Genomic DNA, 19,130 nt, shown 5'->3' with positions numbered 1-19,130 from the left:
ACCAAGAGGTGAGGATCATAGCTGAGATCATGCTTGTAGAAGGAGAAGAAGGAAGCCGGAGCATCAAGGGCAAAACCGATCGGGTGTTCATGAAGAATGAACGGTTGCAGTTGTTGCAGGAGAACTATATATTGCAGCTAATCAAAGATGAATGGAGCAATCTGTCAGTAGTCAGAAAACGTCTGCAACAGCTTCAGCTGGGTCCACTGGCAGCAGAAGATTTGAAGCTGCAGATTGCCGCTGTGGAGATCCAATTGCCCCCGGATCAAAGGACGGGTCACCAGGAGCGCAAGAACCTCGTGAAGCTGGCATTTAAGGAGAACTGCCGGGAGATGTCCGCCAGGTGGAAAGGAATCTATCCGTTCGGTAATGAATTCAACTCCGGGATCATGTATTTTGTTGTTATTTTGAAATCAGGACCTGAGCATTCCTGCAAAACACAGCGGTTCGTAGAGGAACTGAAGCAGAGCACAGCCAGCCATCTGAAGCTGGAATGCGCAGCAGGAATTGGGCAGCAAGTAAAGGGATTGAAGCGGTTAAAGAATGCTTATACCTCGTGCATGTTCTCTTGGAACCAGAGCCCCCATTACAAGGAAGCGGAAGGTGAACGCAGGCAGGTGCGGGAGCTGATGCAGTTTTTTACTCCTGAAGTAGAACGCATGCTGACCCAAGTGATCGAAAATCTGGATATGAACACTTTGCGTCTGCATCTTGATGCCCTTTTCAGCAGCGAAAGACCGATGTTCATCTCTACCTTTCTGGCTCTGCGGCTGCTTCTGGTATTCAGCTCGATTGCCCAAAAGTTCGAGCTCGGCGGCTCTGCTGTGCAGAAATATCTATGGAAATGCCAGATGAGTATAGCTGATTACCAGTCCCGTGAAGGACTTCGGGAGAAGATGGAAGAGCTGGCGCTGCTTGTGATGGATGAAGTGCAGAAAGTCCGCTTCTCCAGCGGCCGGCATATGATCGAAGCCGTCCGGAAAGATATCAGGGAGCATTTCTGCTGCGAACAGGATCTTTCATCTCTGGCAGAGAGATTTCATTTTAATGCGGCTTATTTGTCGGGGCTGTTCAAGCAGCATGTCGGTATACCCATAGACGATTATATTACCAGGCTGCGGATGGCCGAGGCTGAGCAGCTTCTGCAGGAAAATAAACTGAAGGTAGCCGATATTGCCATGTATACCGGGTATTCCAGCTTCACCGATTTCTGTAGTTCATTCAAGAAATACAGCGGCAAGAACCCCAAGGACTACCGGGACCGTTATTTGAAGCGGCATGCCCGGAATTGAAGGCAGGTGGCGGTTCTCCCTGTACAGCGGTTGCTTAACAAAATCCTCTATGGTAAAAATAAATTGCAAACAGCCGCACCGGATAGATCACGATGCGGCTTATTAGCTTTCAGTGAAGCAGTTATTCTCATTTCAACAAGGTTCTCAGCAGAACTTCCTTGGTTGGAATCGGGAATGGGTCTCCGAACATGAGCTTGAAAGAAGCTATGCCTTGGGTAGCAGAAATGAAAGTGGCTGCCAGCTGGAACGCATCTCCGTCAACGCACTCCCCCGACTTTTGTCCTTCCTTCACAATCAAAGCTAAGTTTTGGATGGATTGAAGTTTTCTATCCAACAAACTTTTATTTTCTTCCGGGGAATTCGTCTCTGATAATTGAGAAATAAGAATGAAATAGTATATACCATCCTCTTTGTTGACCGCATTCAAGAAGATTTCAGTGAACGCTTCGAGCTTCTCTGCGGCATTCGCATACATGTTATGGAGTTCATCCAGGACAAGAGCAGATTTATCCATAGCTTCATTGGCAAGTGCAAGATATAAGTCATCTTTTGATTTGTAATAATGGTAGATGAGACCCAGACTTACATTAGCGGTTTTGGCGATCTCTTTTATATTCGTTGCGGCTAACCCTTTTTTTGCGAAAAGATGAAGGCCTGCTTGTTTTATTTTTTCGATCGTGACTAGCCGCATCTCGTCAAATTTTTCTTTGGTTCTCGGCATAGGAAGACTCCTTATATTGAATGTTTATTCAATCATAATTTTATTGGACAGGTTTGTAAATGTTTGGGTTGACGGTAGCCTTTACCAGGTTTATTATTGAATTAAAATTCAATCAATAATAATATTAGGTCGTAGAGGGAGGCTTTCTTATGTTAAGTTCCGCTAAAAAAATGAAGCAGCTTGGTTCTTTTACTTATTCTTACGTGATTTCGCATGATGGAACCAGAATAGGATATCAAAGTATCGGGCAAGGACCGGGTGTACTAATCATTCCTGGGGCGCTGAGTACTTCAGATGATTTCACCCATATTGCCGATGAGTTGTCGGGGTCGTTTACCGTTCATATCATTGATCGGCGGGGACGCGTCAGAAGCGGAGATCAAGGAGCGGATTATTCGATCGGCAAAGAATGTGAGGATATTCAGGCCGTCCAGGAAGCGAGTGGGGCGGCTAATATTTTTGGGCATAGCTTTGGCGGACTTGCAGCTCTAGAGTTCGGGGGTACCCATTCAGTATGTAAGAAGATTGCCGTCTACGAACCCGGGGTTTCAATAGAATCGAACCCTAAGGAATGGGATTGGATTGAAGAGTATGAGGCAGCTTTGATGGCGAAGGATTCCAGAGGAGCATTTACCAGCTTTGTACAGGGTGCGGGTCATACTCCTCTGAAAAATTTACCGAAATGGTATGCAAATTTTATTCTGCGTCTGGTGATTCGTGGTGAGAAATGGGAGAAGATTAGGCGGTTGTTACCCGCGTGTCTAAATGAACATAAGGAGGTTAGACGCTTGGAAGCGACGTACTCCAAATATGAATCGATTGATGCAAAAGTGCTGTTGATGGCCGGAGGAAAAAGTCCACAAGCCGTGCATCATATGATTCATGTCTTGGAACAGACGATTCCGCAAGTTCAGTCCCGGGTATTTCCTAAGCTTGATCATCTTTCCCCTGAGAATGGTGAAGCTCCTCAAGAAATCGCCCAGTTGCTGAAAGAATTTTTTTCCTGATGTTCTGGTGAGGAGCCAATATGCCAAATTTCTTACGGCCCGGACGCACAATCCCGGCTATTCAGCAATCCGTGCAATTGCGGCTTCTACTGTGATTAACTCTTCGCTTTGCTGTGACATATCTTTAAGCCGGAGCTTGCCTTCAGCAGCTTCGCTGTCTCCGATCAGAATCACGTAGCGGATACCCTTCGCGTTCGCCGCGGCCAGCGTTTTCTTCAGCTTGCGTCTCCCGGTATCTACAGCAGTGCGGATACCTGAAGCGCGAAGCAGAGCGGCAGCAGATAAAGCCTGCGGCATAACCTCCCCAATCGGTATGACCATTACCCCTGAAGCTTCATCCCGGACAGGCCGCTCTCCCAGCAGAGCCATAATCGACTCCATGCCGAAGGAAATACCCACTGTAGGATATAGGATGTCATCACGCTCCACAAGCTTCCCAATGATGGAATCATACCTTCCTCCGCCGCCAAGGCTGGAAGTATAGGTACCGGAAGCGTCGAAGATTTCATAGACTGTTCCTGTGTAGAAGGATAAGCCGCGTGACAGAAAAGGATCGAAGACGCAAGTCTCTGCCAGTCCAATTTCAGTGATTAGCCGCTGTAAGGCCAGTACCTCAAGCAGGCCAGGCTGTGTGCTCAGCTCATATTTCTTCGCAAGCTCTTCAAAGGAAGGGGCATCCATATCCAGTAGCTCTTTAAGCTTGCTTATAGCAGCCGGAGTCAGTCCTTTCACCCTAAGTTCCTCAAGCACACCTGTGCTGCCGATCTTGGCGAGCTTGTCTAAAGTCAGCATCACGGACAGGTGCTCCTCCGGCGGAACTCCGGCTGCTTCCAGGATCTCTCCAAGGAAGAGCCGGTTGTTCCATTTCAGGATAATGGGGATTTCCAGTCTGCGGAAGACCTCTGCCGCGAGCTGCATCAGTTCTGCTTCTCCTTGCGGGCCACCGATCCCAACCATATCGGCGTCACATTGCAGGAATTCGCGAAGACGGCCTTTTTTGACCGGTCCATCCCGGAACACTTTGCCGATCTCATAACGTTTATAGGGGAACTCTATGCCTGGATTCAGGGCGATCACTTTGGCAAAAGGAATGGTCAGATCGTACCGCAGCCCGAGCCTCCGGCCGCCCTGGTCGGTCAACTGATACATCTCGCGGAGTATCTCGTCACCTCCAGCATATTTGGAAGTCAACAGCTCCAGCTCATTAAGCAGAGTTGTATCCATCGAATCAAAATCATACAGCTCAAACAGTTCGGTCAGCGTAGATCGGACTTTTTGGCGGATGGCCTGCTCCCGACCGAAATAATCATAGGTCCCTTTAACATTCTGCATGTGTAGCAGCTCCTTTATTATTTTATCTGAAGAAAATAAAGCCTGGGCTTCTTAAGTCATTCCCGGTGTCCTGCTACGCTTGCGGGGAGACCACAGAAACTGTATTGCCCCTTATAAACAAAAAACGCGCCGGACCTCTTGGTCCCGCGCGCTTGATATGCGGCAGGGAGGTCAAACGCGAAAAGCGTCAGCCCTCCCTGAAAAATGTTCAGGAGTGCTAACGCTGCTTGTGATGATGAAGCTGATTCAGTATGATGGTTATGCTGTTCATGCGAATCATGTCCCTTCAGGGCTGGAATAATGCACATTATATCCAATAACAACTTCAATAACAAGGGAGAATTATTAATGAATCATACACAGATCATTGTCGAGTCCGAGAACTTTGCCAAAGAGCAGCTGGGCCAGGATCAAACCGGACATGACTGGTTCCACACGGACCGTGTACGTAACATGGCAGCGCTGATCGCGGAGATGGAGCAGGCTGATGTGTTAATCTGTACAGTGGCCGCTCTGCTGCATGACGTGGCGGATGAGAAGCTGAACCCTTCTAAAGAAGCGGGACTTGCCAAAGTACATAACTGGTTGAAGGAACATTTGAACGATGAGGAACAGATCCGGCACATCATGCAGATTATAGAAACGATGTCCTTCAGTGGAGGCGGGGGCGTACCCATGTCCACACTGGAGGGACGGGTAGTACAGGACGCAGACCGTCTGGATGCGCTAGGCGCCATCGGAATTACACGGGTGATGGTTTTTTCGGGAGCCAAAGGCAGACCGGTCTATGATCCGGACATTCCCCCGCGTGATGAGTCTCTCCAGAAGGAGTACCGTGACTATTCCAAAGGCACGGCGATCAATCATTTTTACGAAAAACTGTTGAAATTGAAGGATTTGATGAATACTTCCTACGGGCGCAAGCTGGCGGAGGAGCGGCATGAGTTCATGCTGAGCTTTTTGGAGCAATTTTATATGGAATGGAATCAAGGCAGCCGTAAGCTGTTATAATAGTAGAATGCACAATATGGAAGGAACAACAACTACATGAGTGAATTACAATTTAAAGATTACGGGTTAAATGAGGAGATTGTCCGCGCACTGGACGTATTGAACTATCTGGAGCCGACTGAGGTACAGAGCAAGGTTATTCCTGTAGCCCTGAAAGGCCAGGATCTGATCGTCAAATCACAGACGGGCAGCGGCAAAACGGCATCGTTCGGCATCCCGCTCTGCGAGCTGGTGGATTGGGCGGAGAACAAGCCGCAGGCTTTGGTGCTTACGCCGACACGCGAGCTGGCTGCACAGGTCAAGGAGGACATCACCAATATTGGCCGCTTCAAGCGGATCAAGGCGGTCGCTTTGTTCGGCAAACAGCCTTTTGCCCCGCAGAAAATCGAGCTTACCCAAAAAACACATGTCGTCGTAGGCACCCCTGGACGGGTGTTTGACCATATTGAGCGCGGCACGCTGCCGCTGAACCGGATTAAATATCTGGTGATCGACGAAGCGGATGAGATGCTGAGCATGGGCTTTATTGAGCAGATCGAACAGATTATCCAGAAGCTGCCCCGGGACCGCGTTACGATGCTGTTCTCCGCAACACTGCCGGATGCTGTCAAGAACCTGTGCCGCAAATATATGACGGAGCCGGTGGACATTGAGATTGAAGCCAGCGGCATCACGACAGCGACGATTGAGCATGCGCTGATTGAAGTGAGACAAGCTGCGAAGTTTGGACTGCTGTGCGACTTACTTACGGTGGAGAATCCTGATAGCTGCATTATTTTTTGCCGGACGCAGGAGCAGGTGAACGCGCTGTTCCGGGGGATGGCCGATCTGGAGTATCCGGTGGACAAAATTCATGGCGGTATGATGCAGGACGAACGGTTTGAGGTAATGAACGCTTTTAAAAGAGGCCAGTTCCGCTATCTGATTGCCACCGACGTAGCTGCCCGCGGCATTGACATTGAGAACATCACCCATGTGATCAACTACGATATTCCGATGGAAAAAGAGAGCTACGTGCACCGTACCGGACGCACCGCACGCGCAGGCAAAAGCGGCAAAGCCATCACCCTCGCTACGCCGAACGAGCACAAATGGGTGAAAGACATTGAGAGCTATATCGGCTTCAGCCTGCCGCTGATGAAAGCCCCTTCCGAGGATGCCGTTGCTTATGCTAAACCTGCTTTTGATGAGAAGCTGGGCAAGCAGCAGGTCCGCAAGAAGGGCAAGACTGAGGTCATGAACCAGGACATCATGAAGCTCTATTTCAACGGAGGCAAGAAAAAGAAGCTCAGAGCGGTTGACTTCGTCGGGACTATTGCGAAGCTTGAAGGGATCACTGCGGAAGACATCGGGATCATCACGATCCAGGACAATGTTACCTACGTGGATATCCTGAACGGCAAAGGCTCGCTGGTGCTGCAGGCGATGAAGGACACAACTGTCAAAGGCAAACTGCTGAAGGTGCATCTTGCGAAGAAGTGACCCTTCCCGAAACTAGCAGTCAAATCCGGCTTCGGCGAGATAAGTGAACACAATCTGCTTGGCGTCTGTGCACAGAGTATTGCTATCGAATTAGTTACTCAGTGAATGGGCTGTAAACAGCGAAATGCAATTACCGCAGCTCACGCATCAGCAAGTGCTCATACGGGAACTTGCTACCCTTGGGCTGGAACACCAGAATAACGCCATCCTGCCCGCGAGACATCTCTTTCAGTTCCTTAGTTGTTACCAGCCTGCGGACTAAACGATTGATCTGCTGAAGATCATTGCTGCGGATGGCAACAGCCAAGGCTTCGGCATAGGGGAGGCAGGTAGCCAGCTTCCGGTAAAAAGGGATAAGTGATCTTGAAATACTGCGGTGCACACTCGTCTGGAAAAAGGCTCCTACTTGCCGATCAACCATTAACCCGCTGGAGTAATAATTCACAGGCGGTTTAAACGGAAAAGTTAGCAAGTAGCTAAGAGGATCAATACTAAAATCATCTGTTCTGGAAGACTTCGGCAAGCGATTCAGCAGTTTGCCAATTAGGATTAGGTCAGAGGTGCGCAAAGCGGTTGTCCATTGACTGGCGAAAGCGAAGCTGCTGGCGATTCGGCGGTAAAAAGGAAGCATGGATATGCCCATTTGCTGAAGAACTCTCCCTGTGACGCGTTTCGGTAATTTTCTTTTTGCTGCAGTAGTCATAGCAGTATACTACCTCCCTATGGGTGATAATTCACCTTGTGATACCATAGGTTATGGATAAATGGGGATGGCAGGAACGGCTATTCACTTCATGTACGGATAAATAAATGGTCTGCTTTTGTGCTCAATGTACCGGCTCCTTGAGATTTCACAAGTATTATCCAGCTATATCTGGCAGAGTACGGAAGCGGCACAGGGTGTAGGGGGCGACTGGAACGTGACTTATTAGAATGCAAAAAAAATCGGATAATTCCGAACCCGCCAAGAACCCCTGCCAGGGGTCAAAGGATCCAAATTAGTGATCTTTTTTTCACCTATATATGATGAACTTAATAAATAGTGAACGGCAGATTGCAGAAATTCTTGTGGACCAAAGGTTTTCTCCAATACAGCCTGTTAGATTCTTCACTCCGCACAATATAGGTATTAGCATGTTGCTCAGTGTGCTCCAGTAACAGCCACTGGAAATGTCAGCTCCAGCAGTCCCGATGTTGGAACCATTCACAATGTGAACCTCGTGTAAAGGATCCTAAAGAGGGTAAAGTGTTACCTATTCGTCCAATCCTCAGCTCCCCAATGTACATAGTGTATTGTATACAAGTACAAAGGAGGAGTTAACATGAGTGAAAATGAAAGAGGGTACGGTGCGTTTACTTCCACAGGTGCAATTCTGGTACTGTTCATCCTGCTCGTTATCATTACTAAATCTCTCTGGGTATAGGTAGTGATCTGCTTTTAAACATTTAGCCAGTCCTTCGAACTGGCTTTTTTTGGTACACGAAGAGGAGACTTTGCTAGGAAATTTGTGCTGGTCAGACGGGGAGGGGATATAATGTAACGATGTGTAAGGATGAAAGACTGAGTTGCAATAAAAACCCCTTGCATCTGATTAGAAAAGAGAGTATAGTCTTACTTACAGCGATCAAAATGCTGAACTACATATNAAGACTGAGTTGCAATAAAAACCCCTTGCATCTGATTAGAAAAGAGAGTATAGTCTTACTTACAGCGATCAAAATGCTGAACTACATATTATGCGGTCATGGCGGAATTGGCAGACGCGCTGGCTTCAGGTGCCAGTGATAGCAATATCGTGGAGGTTCGAGTCCTCTTGACCGCATCACCTACAAAGAAGCTTCTACTCTTGTTGTTACAAGAATAGAAGCTTTTTTTTTCGTTTCTAAAGAGCGGTACACCCATTAGCCTATTTATAAGACTTGTGATCCAGGACAAATAATAGGACTTTCACCCCAGAAGCATCTTTTCTGAAAAAAAGGTATACTAGGTGTAGTTTCAGTCCCCACTTTTACAGAGGAGGCTCTATCATTTGACCGACACACTCTTTAAGCATCTGTTTATGCGGTCCTCTATAGGGTTCGCAGTAGTCTCCACCAAAGACGGTACCATGATTATGGCGAATCCCGCGCTCTGCAATATGTTTGGGTATTCGGAAGAAGAAATGATGAATATTCGTTACCTGGATATTGCTTACGCGGAGGATAAGACTGCTGTTGAGCATGATGTGGTCATGCAATACTTGCAGGACAGTCCCGGTGCGTCTGTAAATAAAGAAAAACGTTTTGTACGCAAGGACGGCGGGATCATTTGGATTGCGTTACATATCTTTTTGACGATAGATGAGACTACGGGTGAACCTAGTCATCTAATCGCCGAAATGAAGGAAATTACCAACCGCAAGCTGGCCGAGAAAAAGATTGAGGAGGACAGGCTACTCTATAATCTGATTACGCAGAACACACCGGATATGATCTCTTTTGCGGATGCGGACGGAACGGTACGCTATGTGTCTCCATCGGTCGAGAAGCTGCTGGGTTATCCGATTGAAGAGGTGATCGGCAGAAAAAGACCGGATTTTTACCATGAAGAAGATGCGATAGAAATGACCCAGCACGGGAAGGCGTATTCCGACAGTGATGTGTTCACCCGCCGGGCCCGCCATAAGGACGGACATTATCTATGGCTTGAAAATTCATTCCAGGTGGTGCGTGACAGCGAAGGCAATGTAGTGCAGGTGCTGACTATCGCCCGTGATATCACGGAACGCAAGAAATATGAGAATATGCTTGCAACTGCCCAGGAGCTGGGCCGGATGGGTTCATGGGAGTGGGATTCCCCGAGCGGGCAGATGACTGTTTCCAAGCAGCTGCGGATTATTTTTGATATGTGCGATGATGGTGAGAGCGGTACTCACAGCCTTATCGATTATATGCAGCTGTTGTCCCGCGTGGTTCCGGAGGATATGGGGCGACTGCGGGCCGAACTGGGCCAGACACTGGAGTCCGGGGTCAATGGTCAATCGGTGTTTAGAATTGAGAACGACGAAGGTGTGCGCCGGGTTATTTATACCTATTGGGAAGTAGTTCTGGATCAATATGGTAAATTGTTGCAGATGAATGGCATCGTGCAGGACATCACCGAACGCTACCAGATGGAAGAGCAGCTCCGTGAGAGTGAGCGGAACTATCGGCTGATTTCTGAGAATTCACTGGATTTTATCTCACGGAATAGAACAGACAACGAGGCTACTTATCTATATGCTTCTCCAGTTTGCCAGCCTATGTTTGGTTACACGCCGGAGGAGCTGGAAGGCTCGAATGGGATGCAGCATGTTCATCCGGAGGATATCGACAGCGTTCGCTCCTATCTCCAGAAAAGTATGGATGGCGGCAAGCTGGAGCCGATTATTTTTCGCTTTTTGTGCAAGGATGGCTCCTACCTGTGGGTAGAAACAACGCTGCGCCATATCAGTGCAGGCCCGGGCGGCATTGCCGAAATGGTCTGCGTCACCCGGAATATTTCCGAGCGCAAACAATATGAATTGAAACTGCTGGAGAGTGAGAACCGGTATAAATCCCTGTTTGAGTATAATCCTTCAGCGATCAGTGCGATGGATCTGGATGGGCACATCCAGTCCTTGAATGCCAGTCTCCAGCAACTGAGCGGTTATCCGCGGGGGAGTCTTTTGCATTCCAGCTATAGTGAAATTATTGATCAGGAAGAACTGGAATTTGCCGAGGAGCGTTTTGAGCAGGCGGCCAAAGGATTGCCTCAGATCTTTGAGAGCAGGCTGATCCATAGGGAAGGTTATCCTGTTGAGGTGAGCGTGATTTATGTACCGATCATGGTCAATAACCAGGTAGTAGGTGTATTCGGTATAACCAGCAACATCACGGAACGCAAACGGCATCTTCAGCAGATTGAGAAGCTCAGTTATGAGCATGCGCTGATCCTGAATTCGGTCTCCGAAGGTATCTTTGGCATGAATCTTGAAGGCGAAACGATGTTTATTAACCCTGCGGCATCGACGATGCTGGGTTATGAGCCAGGTGAACTGGCGAGAAATATCAAGCTGCATACTGTGGAACAGACATGGCTTGACGCCGAACCTTATACCAGCGGGCGGAGGTCATTATCGGACTCCCTTTCCAGCTATCTCTCATACGAGGACAAGGAAGGGGTATTCTGGAGACAGGACGGGTCCAGCTTTCTGGTGAAATATCGCATGTCGCCATTATTTGATAACGGGGAACGGAAGGGGGCAGTTGTCGTCTTCCGGGATATTACTGAAGAGAAGGCTATTGTTAGGGCAAAAGAATCAGCAGAGCAGGCAGACCGGGCTAAGTCGGAGTTCCTGGCCATCATGAGCCATGAGCTGCGCACACCGATGAACGGGATTATTGGCATGGCAGATCTTTTGGCTGGAACAGAACTTGATGAAGAACAGGAATACTACACGCAGATTATTAACAAAAGCAGCGAGTCCTTGCTGCATATTCTGAACGAGGTGCTGGATTTCAGCAAGATTGAAGCCGGCATGATGACACTCGATCTACAGACGGTGGATTTGTCCCAGGTGCTCCAGAATGTAACCGAATTGTTCTATCCGAAAGTAATGGAAAAGGGACTAATTCTCCATTGCGAGCTGGACCCGGATCTACCTGTACTTGTGGTGACGGACGAAGCCAGATTGCGCCAGATTCTGGTGAATCTTGTTGGCAATGCAGTGAAGTTTACTGAAGAGGGCGAAATTCACATTGCCGTAAAGCTGCAATCCATTGCCGATACCGGTGATCTGGTAGTTAGATTCACTGTAAAAGATACAGGAATCGGCATTCCTCAGGGCAGCCAGGGCTTGCTGTTTCAGTCCTTCTCCCAGCTTCACCCGTCGATCAACCGCAAGTATGGCGGTACAGGACTGGGGCTGGCCATCAGCAAAAAACTGGTTGAACTGCTGGGCGGCATGATCGGTGTGGAGAGCAACGAAGGGGAAGGTTCGGAGTTCTTTTTCACCATCCACGTTTTTCTGCCGCAGTCGGAACTTTCCTATAATCAGTTTCCGGTAAGGGAAACCGATACGCTCCAGGAGAGGGATGTGATGGGCAAAAGCTCACCGGATGGTGAATATGGCCCGCTGTCTATATTGATTGCTGAAGATCACCCGGTGAACCTGCAATTGCTTCAGACCTATCTCAAGAAGCGCGGTTATTACGCTGATGTGGCGCTGAACGGAGAGAGGGCTGTGGAGGCGGTGCGCTCGCATCGTTATGATCTGGTGTTCATGGATATTCAGATGCCGCTTATGGACGGGATTGAAGCAACCAGTATCATACGTAACGAAATAGGGTTCTCTCCGGTTATTGTTGCTGCAACGGCTTTTGCCCGGGTGGAGGACAAGGAGCTGTGTCTCAGAGCAGGCATGCAGGACTTCATCTCCAAGCCGATCTCGCCGTCTGAAGTAGACAGGGTGCTGCGGGAATGGTCGGCCCACATTCACAGATAGCAGGGTTATGAAGTGAAGCTGAATACAAAGAAAAGCCGCTTGACCACATGTCCTTCAGAGGTTGCACAGAAGGATTTGCAGTTAAGCGGCATTGGCTTTACGGCTTTTTTGGTGAAAGGTGGTATGCGGATGAGAGGACTTCTATATGTGTTGTTTGCAGCATTGTATCTGTTGACCACATTCTTTGGTCTTGGTCCTGTGCTGTTAGCGGACGGCTCTACGAGAGAGCGGGTGCTTACACTAATCGTAGTGTTATTGATCTATGCAGCGATTACCGTGTGGCTCCGGTTCATTCTGAAGCGGCTTAGCCGGCGTTGACAAAAGTTTTTGGTGTGTCAGTAGGGTCTGATGCTCCGTAATCCTTGCCGTTCAGTAGATGTCGATAAAGAAATGGCTGCAGTTATTCTGCCTTGCGTCCGGATTGCTGGATCTCAGCCCAGGCAGCTATCGAATCAGCATTGGTATAGACATAGGGAGTGAAAGGCTGCGGAACCGGAGTAATATGGTCTGGTGTAATTTCGATGACTTCCTTACCCTGATAAGTTGACGTATGAAGCTTGCCCCGAACCTCGATCCAGGTATCGGCGGGCAGGCTTATTTGCGTTAGAGGGTCAAGGAGGATTCCCAGGGGAGTTGCGTCTGCTGTACAGCACTGCACCAGAAAGCGGCTAACGGCATAAGCCTTTTTGGACCCTTCTCCATCCGACTGATACAGAAATCCGGTCACAGTAATCGATTTGCCCTCGAATTGCGGTTTGTACAAGTCGATGGCTCCGAGAGTTTCCGAAAAAATCTCCGGGTACACCTCGATTACAGGCTGCACATACAGCTTTCCGGCGAGTTCGGCGAACTCCTCCAGGTAAGGGCTTGAGGCGTTGAATTTCACATGTTCAGCGGCCTCTTCGGCAATGTAGGACAAGGCGATGCCTTTCTTGGCTGCTGCCGAGCTGCCTAGTGAACGGTCGGGAAGCAGGAAGCCGAGCAGCAGCGGGAACAGGAACAGACAGTACAGCATGGTACTGCCCAGCACAGATCGCGGCAGGCGGTGCTCGCAGTCGCAGAGCAGCGTGCTTTTGCCGAATATGGCCTGAATTCCGAGACTTAGCGCCATTAATGCCAGCGGAACCGGACAAAGGCGAATCCAGCGTGCCAGCTTGGGAGCGACGTAGAAATGCAGTGCCTCCTGCTGAACAAGGTGCCCAATGTAGAGGGCGAAGAGCAGCAGGAGCAGTGACCTGAATCCATAATGCAGCCGGATGCTCCGGGGGTCATTCATAAGCGGATCTCCTGTTCTTAAGGAGTCATAGCCATAGAGAGGCTAGAACGGAAGTGATAAATACAGCAGAGAAGATCAGAAAAAATAAATAAAGGGCAAATTTGGTCTTGAATAGCGAGAGCAGCATTAACGAGTTTTTGAAATCGAGCATCGGTCCGAGCACCATAAAGGCAAGCAGCGAGCCTCCGGGAAAAGTATGCAGGAAAGTAGAGGCAACAAAGGCATCCGAGGTAGAGCACAGGGAGAGCACATACGCTAACCCCATCATGAACAGATAAGAGCCCAGCGGTTTCCCGCCAATGGCAGCCAGACTGCCTTGATCCATGAAGGTCTGAATCCCGGACGTTAGCAGACAGCCGATAATCAGATATTTCCCCATTTCAAAAAACTCATCCGAGGTATGCACGAAAACAGCAACCAGTCTGCCCCCGCGAGTGCTGCGCTCATGGACTTCTCCACTCTCGCGGCGGATCGAGAGCCGAAGCGGTGATTTGCGGACGGTGGCATAGATCAGAAAACCGATCAGTGAGGCTACAACAAAGGCTAGTCCCATTCGGGCGTAAGCCAGCTCCGGATGGGCTCGGAAGGCTGTCAATGTAGCCCCGTAGACGACTGGATTCAGGATAGGACCCGACAATATGAAGACGATGGCTACATATAGCGGCATGCCTTTGTGCATCAGTCGGCGGACCAGCGGAATCATCCCGCATTCGCATACAGGAAAAAGTATGCCGAGCAAGCAGCCGAACAGGATCGCCGGGACCGGCCGCTGCGGAATCCAGCGTGAAATCATCTCATCCGGCACGAATACGCGGAGGAGTGAGGAGAGCAGCGCCCCCAGAAGGACAAACGGCAAGGCTTCCAGCAGAATGCCGATAAATCCGGTTTTGAAGGCTTCTGTGTAGGCGTTGTCCAGCAGCTGCGGGTGACCCGGAAGCCAGAAGACACCCACTGCAATCAGGAAAATGGCAGGAATCAGCAGGGGCAGCATTTTGAACGGTGACAAGGTGGTCAAGGCTGCTGGAACAAGGCTTCCCAGCGGTCCGTCAGCAGTTTCTCGTCCAGATGTAATCCGATGAATACGAGATAAGGCTGGCCGGGATACCGCGAGAACTCCCAATTGCAGCGATTTCCTGCGTATTGCACCAGATGCACCCCGTCCTGCCCGGCGAGCTTGACATGCCCTTTGGCTCTCACCAGGCTGTCTCCCCATTCACGGAAAAAGCTCTCCAGCTGCGCCTGCCGGATTCCGCCTGCTGCTTCTGACGGAAAGGTCAGTGTGACTGCCGCTACCTGAGAGTAGGATGCCTGCTGGGCAGCTTCCGGTTCCTGCACTGCGGTTGCTCCTTGCCTGCCGTCGAGACTGTTCATCCGCTTGAGTGTAGCGCCGTTCAGATCGCTGCGCCCTCGCTGAGGTATCGAAACATGCTGTTCACGGGGGATGATGCCTGCAAGCAGTGGAGTGAGATTGATTTCACTGTAATGTGTGAACACAATCTCGGATTCCGTATTATGACGGCTGGCCATCTTTTCAATCCGCCATAACGTTTCCGGTTCCACGAGATCACTTTTGTTGACAATAATCAGATCAGCGCTGGAGAGCTGGCGGCGCAGTGTCCGCACAAGCTGCTTGTCGGCGGAGAAGCGGCTGCCATACTCCAGTACATTCTCCGCATCCAGTACTGTTATAGAATAGTGCAGCTTCAACCGCTCGCTAAGCGAAGGTTCCAGCAGTGATTTGGCAATTTCCTCGGGATCAGCCACACCGGTAAGCTCGATATAGATTACATCCGGACGCTGTGCGAGCAGCAGGCCCAGAGTTTTTGGCAGCTCATCCTTGCGGCTGCAGCAGACGCAGCCGTCCAGGAGCTTTTCCACGCTGGTGCCGCCATGCTCCTGCAGAATGTACCCATCGACATCCTTTTTACCCAGCTCATTCATCACAACGCCAGGGTTCAGCCCTCTAGCCTTACTCTCCTTAAGCAGGTTCAGCAGCAAGGTAGTCTTGCCGCTCCCTAGAAATCCGCCCAGGATAATTACTGGTATCTTCATGTTTCTCCCTCCCGCTACATTCCTGCTATTGCAAGAATCATATTTTCATATTCCCATCTATACGTAATGGATCTGCCAGAAAGACCACAAATGTAAGAGAGCCCAAATTTTTTGGGGTTGTTATTGACAGTGAACAGGACAAACCTGTAGAATGTGTAAATCGTAATAATTACGATTAAACAAAAAGGAGCTGAATTACATGAGAGTCATCATCACACTGGCTTGTACAGAAACCGGCGACCGTAATTACACCACCACGAAGAACAAGAAAACCCAGCCGGGCCGAATCGAGATGAAGAAATACAGCCCCCGACTGAAACGGGTCACGCTGCATCGTGAGACCCGCTGATTCACAGAACATTGTATGAAGAAATAAGAAAGCGTTGGACCAATAACATCTCAAGGAGATTAAGGAGAATATCTATGAACCCCATTCCTGTTACCGTGCTCAGCGGATACCTGGGCTCAGGCAAAACCACAGTGCTTAATCACATCCTTCACAACCGGGACGGCCTGAAGGTGGCCGTAATTGTCAATGACATGAGTGAAATCAACGTGGATGCGGGCCTGGTGAAAGCAGGCAACACCCTATCCCGGACGGAGGAGAAGCTGGTTGAAATGTCCAATGGCTGCATTTGCTGCACGCTGCGTGATGACCTGCTGCGTGAAGTACAGAGTCTGTCGGCGGAAGGACGTTTTGACTATATTCTGATCGAATCCTCTGGAATCAGTGAACCTGTCCCTGTTGCACAGACGTTTACCTATGCCAATTCCGAGCTGGATATTGATCTGACTGCACTGGCCAGACTCGATACTATGGTTACCGTTGTCGATGCTAACCGTTTTTGGCATGACTTCGCTTCGGGCGACAGTCTGATTGACCGTGGCACGGTGGCAGGGGAAGAGGATGCACGCGATATTGTCGATCTGCTTATCGACCAGATTGAAACCTGTGATGTGCTGCTGCTGAACAAATGCGATTTGGTGGATGATGGAGCGCTGAACAAGCTGGAGTCTGTTCTGCGAAGACTTCAACCTGCCGCGAAGATCATCCGTACGGTTAAAGGTGGGGTTGATCCCCAGGAGATTCTGAACACAGGACGGTTCGATTTCGAACGAACCAGCATGTCTTCCGGCTGGATTGCGGAGCTGAACAAGGAGGAGCATGTTCCGGAGACAGAGGAATACGGCATTAGTTCTTTTGTGTACCGCCGCAGAATGCCATTTCATCCGCAGCGGCTTAGCTCGTTCTTCAGTGATTGGCCGCAAGAGGTGGTCCGGGCCAAAGGCTTGGTCTGGCTGGCGGCCAAGGGCGATCTTGCCGCAACGATTAGTCAGGCAGGGCCCTCGATTCAGTTCGGGCCTGCTGGCTACTGGCTGGCAACACTCCCTGAAGAGCAGCAGCTAGAGGTGCTTGCTGCGGAGCCAGATGTGAAAGCCAGGTGGGACGAGCGCTGGGGTGACCGCATGAATGAGGTCGTATTTATCGGAATCAGCATGGACCGTGCTGATCTGGAAGCCCGGCTGGACTTGTGCCTGCTGAATGGAGAAGAGATGCAACAGGATTGGAACAGCTTCAATAACCCGCTGCCATGGGCAGCCGAGGGAATGTTTGACGCCTCGGAGTGAGTACGCTTGAAATCATGGGATATGGATGCCGAATATAGAGCTGAAGCTGAAGCTCGGAATCTGGGAATAAGCCGGGATCATGACTCTGTGATTCCGGTTCTTTGTGTGGAATGCTGTGCCATTGGTTAGCGATTTAATCATAATAATTACGATTAATTATTCGTTTTGTATTTACAAATCGTAATTATTACGATAGTATCATTGGAGTTAATACGTAATCATTACGAATAAAGAGGATGCAGGAATAGTTGAACCAGATCATTCCGGACCCTGGATCCTATTATGCTTCATTCCGCTTTATGAAAGGAGGGCAATACACCATGATTTTATCATCCATGAAGGATGTGGTGTTCGGTTACGGAAAGGAGCCGGTCATTGACAACCTCTCGATTGATATTGAAGCCGGGCAATTTATCGGGGTCACCGGACCGAACGGGGCAGCCAAAACTACTCTGCTCAAGCTAATGCTTGGATTGCTCCGGCCGTGGAGCGGAACAGTTACTCTTAACAAGGAGATGACGGGGGAAGGTAAGCTTGTCATTGGCTATGTTCCGCAGCAGGTGGCTTCGTTCAATGCCGGATTTCCGAGCAAGGTCATCGAGCTTGTCCGGTCCGGCTGTTACCCGCGGCTGGGATTGTTCGGGCGTTTCACCAAAGAGCAGGATGAGCTTGTGGAGCGGAGTATTCGGCAGGTAGACATGTGGGAATACCGGGACCGCAGGATCGGGGAGCTGTCGGGCGGGCAGAAGCAACGGATCTGCATCGCAAGGGCACTGGCGCAGCAGCCCCAGGTCCTGGTGCTGGATGAGCCGGCAACAGGAATGGATATCGTCAGCCGCACCGGATTTTACAAGCTGATGCGCCATTATGTCAGCAATCACGGCCGGACGGTCATTATGGTCACACACGGCCTGGAAGAGACCAGTCCCTATCTGGATACGCTGATTAGTCTGGAACGACAAGAGCAGGAGGGCTGGAAATGCTTGGTTACGAATTCATGCAGCGCGCATTTTGGGCCGGGGGCCTGATCGGCATCATCGGTCCGCTGCTGGGTGTATACCTTATGCTTCGCAGACAGGTGCTTATGGCTGATACACTGTCTCATGTCTCTCTAGCAGGAGTAGCGCTGGGTACAGTGCTGCAGCTGAATCCTGCGCTCAGCGGATTTGCAGTGGCTGTAGCTGGCGGTCTGGTTATCGAACAGCTCCGCCGTTCTTACCGTACATACAGCGAGCTGCCGGTGGCGATCATTATGACTTCCGGCCTTGCATTGGCAGTAGTATTAATGAGTCTGAAACAGAACCTGAGCCGGAGCTTCAGCTCTTATCTATTCGGCTCCATCGTCGCTGTCAGTGATACCCAGCTTGGACTGATTGCCATTGTAGCTGCAGCGGGTCTCTTGTATTTCATTCTTCTTCGCCGTCCGCTCTACAGCCTGACCTTCGACGAGGAGACCGCCTCGATCAGTGGTGTTCACACCGGCTTGTTGTCATTTTCATTTGCTGTGCTGACCGGCATGACGGTTGCAGCGGCGATGCCTGTAGTCGGGGTACTGCTCGTATCCGCGCTGATTGTCCTACCGGCGTCTATCGCTTTGCGGATTGCATCCGGGTTTACGGCGGCTATTCTGATCTCAGTCGGTGTCGGCCTGGCGGGTGTGTTCAGCGGTCTGACTGCTTCTTACTATATCAGCACACCGCCTGGAGGTACGATCGCCCTCATATTATTATGCTTTCTCCTGGGTGCCATTGCCGTTCAGAAGCTAATGGCAGTCCGGAGACGCCGCAATATCCATAAGTCCATAATTAAAGGAGCTTGATTCTA

Annotated in this window: 17 protein-coding genes and 1 tRNA gene; 12 read left to right on the top strand and 6 right to left on the bottom strand. The window is 49.9% G+C overall.

Annotated features, from left to right (window positions below):
• The first annotated feature begins 29 nt into the window (after positions 1-29).
• Entirely contained in the window at positions 30-1,292 is a 1,263-nt protein-coding gene (locus tag ACAN54_RS10845) for a helix-turn-helix transcriptional regulator (protein ID WP_379153882.1), read from the top strand.
• Between the two features lie 127 nt (positions 1,293-1,419).
• On the opposite strand, the gene ACAN54_RS10840 is transcribed toward ACAN54_RS10845, so the two are convergent.
• Positions 1,420-2,013 (bottom strand): TetR/AcrR family transcriptional regulator, encoded by a 594-nt coding sequence (locus ACAN54_RS10840; RefSeq protein WP_379153880.1) that lies wholly within the window; start codon positions 2,011-2,013, stop codon positions 1,420-1,422.
• Between the two features lie 149 nt (positions 2,014-2,162).
• On the opposite strand from ACAN54_RS10840, the gene ACAN54_RS10835 reads away from it, so the two are divergent.
• Positions 2,163-3,020: an alpha/beta fold hydrolase gene (locus ACAN54_RS10835; protein ID WP_379153878.1), complete on the top strand. Its 858-nt coding sequence runs from the start codon at positions 2,163-2,165 to the stop codon at positions 3,018-3,020.
• A 57-nt stretch (positions 3,021-3,077) separates the two neighbouring features.
• On the opposite strand, the gene ACAN54_RS10830 is transcribed toward ACAN54_RS10835, so the two are convergent.
• Complete coding sequence (locus tag ACAN54_RS10830) at positions 3,078-4,352, bottom strand: histidine--tRNA ligase (protein ID WP_379153876.1); 1,275 nt, start codon at positions 4,350-4,352, stop codon at positions 3,078-3,080.
• Positions 4,353-4,700: 348 nt separating this feature from the next.
• Between ACAN54_RS10830 and ACAN54_RS10825 the strand changes: the two genes are divergently transcribed.
• Positions 4,701-5,363: an HD domain-containing protein gene (locus ACAN54_RS10825; RefSeq protein ID WP_379153874.1), complete on the top strand. Its 663-nt coding sequence runs from the start codon at positions 4,701-4,703 to the stop codon at positions 5,361-5,363.
• 36 nt (positions 5,364-5,399) lie between these two features.
• Positions 5,400-6,845, top strand: a complete 1,446-nt coding sequence (locus tag ACAN54_RS10820; RefSeq protein ID WP_379153872.1) for a DEAD/DEAH box helicase — start codon at positions 5,400-5,402, stop codon at positions 6,843-6,845.
• Positions 6,846-6,975: 130 nt separating this feature from the next.
• Here ACAN54_RS10820 and ACAN54_RS10815 read toward each other — a convergent pair whose 3' ends face one another.
• Entirely contained in the window at positions 6,976-7,548 is a 573-nt protein-coding gene (locus ACAN54_RS10815; protein ID WP_379153870.1) for a hypothetical protein, read from the bottom strand.
• Between the two features lie 619 nt (positions 7,549-8,167).
• Here ACAN54_RS10815 and ACAN54_RS10810 point away from each other — a divergent pair.
• The 4 genes from ACAN54_RS10810 to ACAN54_RS10795 all read left to right on the top strand — a co-directional run bounded on the left by ACAN54_RS10810 (position 8,168) and on the right by ACAN54_RS10795 (position 12,667).
• Entirely contained in the window at positions 8,168-8,269 is a 102-nt protein-coding gene (locus ACAN54_RS10810) for a YjcZ family sporulation protein (protein WP_379153868.1), read from the top strand.
• A gap of 315 nt (positions 8,270-8,584) precedes the next feature.
• Positions 8,585-8,668: transfer RNA gene (locus ACAN54_RS10805), tRNA-Leu, on the top strand.
• Between the two features lie 207 nt (positions 8,669-8,875).
• On the top strand, positions 8,876-12,349 hold the full coding sequence (locus ACAN54_RS10800; RefSeq protein ID WP_379153866.1) for a PAS domain S-box protein: 3,474 nt from the start codon (positions 8,876-8,878) through the stop codon (positions 12,347-12,349).
• 12 nt (positions 12,350-12,361) lie between these two features.
• Positions 12,362-12,667: a DUF6954 family protein gene (locus ACAN54_RS10795; protein WP_379153864.1), complete on the top strand. Its 306-nt coding sequence runs from the start codon at positions 12,362-12,364 to the stop codon at positions 12,665-12,667.
• A gap of 82 nt (positions 12,668-12,749) precedes the next feature.
• Here ACAN54_RS10795 and ACAN54_RS10790 read toward each other — a convergent pair whose 3' ends face one another.
• From ACAN54_RS10790 to ACAN54_RS10780, 3 genes are read right to left on the bottom strand one after another with little or no spacing between them, the layout of a single operon-like run.
• A complete protein-coding gene (locus ACAN54_RS10790; RefSeq protein ID WP_379153862.1) occupies positions 12,750-13,625 on the bottom strand; it encodes a TIGR03943 family putative permease subunit in 876 nt (291 codons plus the stop codon).
• 25 nt (positions 13,626-13,650) lie between these two features.
• Positions 13,651-14,640 (bottom strand): permease, encoded by a 990-nt coding sequence (locus ACAN54_RS10785; protein WP_379153860.1) that lies wholly within the window; start codon positions 14,638-14,640, stop codon positions 13,651-13,653.
• Positions 14,637-15,677, bottom strand: a complete 1,041-nt coding sequence (locus tag ACAN54_RS10780; RefSeq protein ID WP_379153858.1) for a CobW family GTP-binding protein — start codon at positions 15,675-15,677, stop codon at positions 14,637-14,639. The genes ACAN54_RS10785 and ACAN54_RS10780 overlap by 4 nt, the downstream gene beginning before the upstream one ends.
• 199 nt (positions 15,678-15,876) lie before the next feature.
• On the opposite strand from ACAN54_RS10780, the gene rpmG reads away from it, so the two are divergent.
• From rpmG to ACAN54_RS10760, 4 genes are all read left to right on the top strand, one after another.
• Positions 15,877-16,026, top strand: a complete 150-nt coding sequence (gene rpmG / locus ACAN54_RS10775) for a 50S ribosomal protein L33 (RefSeq protein ID WP_379153856.1) — start codon at positions 15,877-15,879, stop codon at positions 16,024-16,026.
• A gap of 74 nt (positions 16,027-16,100) precedes the next feature.
• Positions 16,101-17,306 (top strand): GTP-binding protein, encoded by a 1,206-nt coding sequence (locus tag ACAN54_RS10770; protein ID WP_379153854.1) that lies wholly within the window; start codon positions 16,101-16,103, stop codon positions 17,304-17,306.
• A gap of 320 nt (positions 17,307-17,626) precedes the next feature.
• Entirely contained in the window at positions 17,627-18,334 is a 708-nt protein-coding gene (locus tag ACAN54_RS10765) for a metal ABC transporter ATP-binding protein (RefSeq protein WP_379153852.1), read from the top strand.
• Positions 18,280-19,125, top strand: a complete 846-nt coding sequence (locus tag ACAN54_RS10760; RefSeq protein WP_379154219.1) for a metal ABC transporter permease — start codon at positions 18,280-18,282, stop codon at positions 19,123-19,125. The genes ACAN54_RS10765 and ACAN54_RS10760 overlap by 55 nt, the downstream gene beginning before the upstream one ends.
• Positions 19,126-19,130: the final 5 nt, after the last annotated feature.

Source organism: Paenibacillus diazotrophicus, assembly GCF_042610465.1.
The sequence above is the reverse complement of the archived record's forward strand: the minus strand, read 5'-3'. Positions and strand labels throughout refer to the sequence as shown.

Bases quoted from the DNA above. Each gene is read 5' to 3' on its own strand.
- ACAN54_RS10780 (WP_379153858.1), bottom strand. From the start codon at position 15,677: ATGAAGATACCAGTAATTATCCTGGGCGGATTTCTAGGGAGCGGCAAG.
- ACAN54_RS10765 (WP_379153852.1), top strand. From the start codon at position 17,627: ATGATTTTATCATCCATGAAGGATGTGGTGTTCGGTTACGGAAAGGAG.
- rpmG (WP_379153856.1), top strand. From the start codon at position 15,877: ATGAGAGTCATCATCACACTGGCTTGTACAGAAACCGGCGACCGTAAT.
- ACAN54_RS10820 (WP_379153872.1), top strand. From the start codon at position 5,400: ATGAGTGAATTACAATTTAAAGATTACGGGTTAAATGAGGAGATTGTC.
- ACAN54_RS10815 (WP_379153870.1), bottom strand. From the start codon at position 7,548: ATGACTACTGCAGCAAAAAGAAAATTACCGAAACGCGTCACAGGGAGA.
- ACAN54_RS10845 (WP_379153882.1), top strand. From the start codon at position 30: ATGCTTGTAGAAGGAGAAGAAGGAAGCCGGAGCATCAAGGGCAAAACC.
- ACAN54_RS10770 (WP_379153854.1), top strand. From the start codon at position 16,101: ATGAACCCCATTCCTGTTACCGTGCTCAGCGGATACCTGGGCTCAGGC.
- ACAN54_RS10825 (WP_379153874.1), top strand. From the start codon at position 4,701: ATGAATCATACACAGATCATTGTCGAGTCCGAGAACTTTGCCAAAGAG.
- ACAN54_RS10840 (WP_379153880.1), bottom strand. From the start codon at position 2,013: ATGCCGAGAACCAAAGAAAAATTTGACGAGATGCGGCTAGTCACGATC.
- ACAN54_RS10790 (WP_379153862.1), bottom strand. From the start codon at position 13,625: ATGAATGACCCCCGGAGCATCCGGCTGCATTATGGATTCAGGTCACTG.
- ACAN54_RS10830 (WP_379153876.1), bottom strand. From the start codon at position 4,352: ATGCAGAATGTTAAAGGGACCTATGATTATTTCGGTCGGGAGCAGGCC.
- ACAN54_RS10835 (WP_379153878.1), top strand. From the start codon at position 2,163: ATGTTAAGTTCCGCTAAAAAAATGAAGCAGCTTGGTTCTTTTACTTAT.
- ACAN54_RS10810 (WP_379153868.1), top strand. From the start codon at position 8,168: ATGAGTGAAAATGAAAGAGGGTACGGTGCGTTTACTTCCACAGGTGCA.